The following is a 1,561-nucleotide window of genomic DNA, read 5'->3' on the forward strand; positions in this document are numbered from 1 at the left end:
AACAGCGGATTGTCGGGGCCGGGATGCTTCCAGGCATCGGCGACGCCGTCCTCCGCCTCCCAGGCGGCGGTCAGTTCGCCGGCGACGCGATCCATGTTGGTCGCGATCGCCTCGCCATAGCGGCAGCGATAGCTGTCGGGGGCTTCGAACATGGTCTCATATTGCGTGCCGTAAAGCACGAATTCGAGCGCCAGCAGGCCTTGCATCGCCACGCTTTTCTGCGGCAGATAGTCGGGATCGAGCGCGGTTTCATCCTGCTCGATGATCGCCGCCTGCACCTGTTTCAGGCCGATGCTCTTGCGGTCCGGATAATAGAGAATGCGCTCGAAGCGATGGTCCTCCAGCACCGGGCCGGTGCGCACGATCTCGATCGCGGACCAGGCCGCGACCGTTTCGTCAAAGGCCGCCGTTGCGGCCTGATAGCTGGTCTCGTCCGGGGCGGCGCAAAAGGCCTCGACGGCCTCCGACAATGTCCCGGTGGCGGCGGCGAAATTCTGGTAGCCGGGGCGGATGAAGCCATCGACCGCCTGTTCCAGCACGCCGGGCACGGCGTCCCGGTTCATGGCGGCGGCGCTGCCGGCTGAAAGGATGACGAGGGTTGCGGCGATAAACTGTTTCACAGCGACTCCAGGAATTTGATCAGCGCGTCGCGATCCTCTTTCGCGGCATTGGCGAAATTGTCGCGCGCGGTTTGCGCTTCCCCGCCATGCCACAGGATCGCCTCGGTGCGGTTGCGGGCGCGGCCGTCATGCAGGAAGAAGGAATGGTCGTTGACCACTTCCGTCAGCCCGTTGCCCCAGAGCGGGGCGGTGCGCCATTCGCGGCCGTTCGCCATCGCCACCTGCTGACCGTCGGCAAGCCCCTCGCCCATGTCATGCAGCAGGAAATCGGAATAGGGCCAGATCAGCTGGAAGCGATGCGCCGGGTTTTCCGCCTCGCGGCTGGTGACGAATTTGGGCGCGTGGCAGGCGGTGCAGCCGGCCTCGTAGAAGACCTGCTTGCCGCGCAGAACTTCAGGATCATCAACATCGCGGCGTGCGGGGACGGCGAGGTTTTCGGCATAGAAGGTGATCAGCTCCATCACCGGATCGGGCGCTTCGGTATCGCCGAGGCGTGGCTGAACGCCGGTAGGCATGGCCAGGCACGCAGCTTCCGCCTCGGAACAATCGCCGTAAGGGTTCGGTGCATCCGGCGAGGAAACGCCGATATCGCCGCTCATCGCGCCGACGGACTGGTCGTGGATCGTCGCGTTCTGCGCCTTCCAGCCGAAGCGGCCGAGCTTGACTTCGCCGGTCACTGTATCGCTGACGATGTTGGGACGGCCCGAAACCCCGTCGCCATCGGCATCGTCGGGGTCGGCATGGGCCAGAATATCGGCGGGCTCGATCGCCTGCACCAACCCGAGACCGATCATCGGGTTGGCAATGCGCGGCGAGAGCGTGGTGTCCTCGCCAAGCGGGCCGTAGGCGAGGTCCGCCACGCCATAGGTGGGGTGGCGAAGCGAAACCGTGCTGCCATCGCCGAGTGTGACGTCTTCTTCCCGGTAATCGATCGTCATCCG

2 protein-coding genes are annotated in these 1,561 nt (G+C 65.0%); both read right to left on the reverse strand.

Going from position 1 to position 1,561, the window contains the following annotated elements; genetic code table 11:
* On the reverse strand, positions 1-620 hold a 620-nt coding region (locus B4E36_RS04465; RefSeq protein WP_345900036.1), incomplete at its 3' end, for an imelysin family protein.
* A partial coding sequence (locus B4E36_RS04470; RefSeq protein ID WP_345900037.1) for a di-heme oxidoredictase family protein occupies positions 617-1,561 on the reverse strand: 945 nt, incomplete at its 5' end. The genes B4E36_RS04465 and B4E36_RS04470, both read right to left, overlap by 4 nt.

It is taken from the genome of Martelella sp. UBA3392, assembly GCF_002358775.1.
Lineage (GTDB): Bacteria > Pseudomonadota > Alphaproteobacteria > Rhizobiales > Rhizobiaceae > Martelella > Martelella mediterranea.